Raw genomic sequence first — 1125 nt, 5'->3', positions numbered from 1 at the left:
TCGTTCGCGGCTCAATTCATCATCGAACTGCTCCGGGTAACGTTGGCGCAGTTTGGCAATGTTCGCTTGTGCGACAATCTCAAGGTTCAACCCCAGGGCCGTGGTCGCCGCAGCTACGTACCAAAGAATGTCTCCGAGTTCCTCGGCAAGCTGAGCCGTAGTTACCACATGACCATGGAAGCGCTGTTTCTTGACTTTCTCAACCAATTCCCCAACTTCACCCGTCAATCCAAACAGGGCCATTGTACGCAGATCATCCGATGAAAGCTGCGGCACTGTACGCCACGCCAATCGTTGGTATTCAGCCATGTCCATTTTCAGTGTCCTTTTCTTCTTTCCTGAACTCTTCCCATGCTTCTTCAACGCCCCACAACGGCGCCCAATCACCTTGTCGATTACGTCGCACCAGGCCACGCCGGGAAAGCGCCGCCATCACACGGCCATCAAGAAATTCTTGTATCTGCACGTCTCCTCGCAGCAAAACGTCGAGATGACGCCGTTGCTTATCGTTCAATCCCATGAATGTTCTGTGTAGATCATCGTCCATGTTCGATTGCCTTAGCTAACATCTACAACCCAAACACGTTCCTTGTGATAATCGACGATATCAACGATGTCAATGTCAAGGTCATAGGCAACGGCTATCGCCCGAATCGCAGCCTGGAACCCCATTGCATAGTCATCGTTTGACGTCAGACAAGAAGAGAATGCATTCAACATATTACGTAGGTCTGTGCGCAAGACAACCTGTGACCGTACATCCCGTGGGTTTCGCATTGTTCACCCTCTTTCTTTTTTCTATTTCAATCACCGAACCACTCAATGAAATCCCGCAGGCTCAACAGCACCATGTCGTCGTGCTTCCCGTGCTCGTGAAGCACGACAATGGCCAGCCGTTCGCCGTCAATAGTTCCGTTCCTAGCCTGGCTGTAGGCATCCCACAGCCAGACGGGGAGGCGTTTTCTGTGTTTGACCTCCACGGATAGCCAATCGCTGCGAACGTCCTCCGTGGCCGCTCCTGTGGCTCCCACGCGTACACCGTTAAGCTTCTTGGCAATGCGTCGTTCTGTGTTCTTCCAGGTCGTCATGGTTTCTTCCCCGCAAGCCAATCCGCGATGGCGTACC

At 52.6% G+C, this 1125-nt stretch carries 3 protein-coding genes; all 3 read right to left on the bottom strand.

Annotated elements, in window-relative coordinates:
* Positions 1 to 315: nucleotide pyrophosphohydrolase (locus tag D6783_00030; GenBank protein ID RME54047.1), on the bottom strand; the 315-nt coding region annotated here is incomplete at its 3' end.
* A complete protein-coding gene (locus D6783_00025) occupies positions 302 to 547 on the bottom strand; it encodes a hypothetical protein (GenBank protein ID RME54046.1) in 246 nt (81 codons plus the stop codon). The genes D6783_00030 and D6783_00025, both read right to left, overlap by 14 nt.
* A gap of 256 nt (positions 548 to 803) precedes the next feature.
* Positions 804 to 1125 (bottom strand): hypothetical protein (locus tag D6783_00020; GenBank protein ID RME54045.1); only part of this gene is annotated, 322 nt, incomplete at its 5' end.

This window comes from Candidatus Woesearchaeota archaeon, from assembly GCA_003694805.1.
In the GTDB taxonomy this organism is placed as follows: Archaea; Nanobdellota; Nanobdellia; order Woesearchaeales; family J110; genus J110.
The sequence above is the reverse complement of the archived record's forward strand: the minus strand, read 5'-3'. Positions and strand labels throughout refer to the sequence as shown.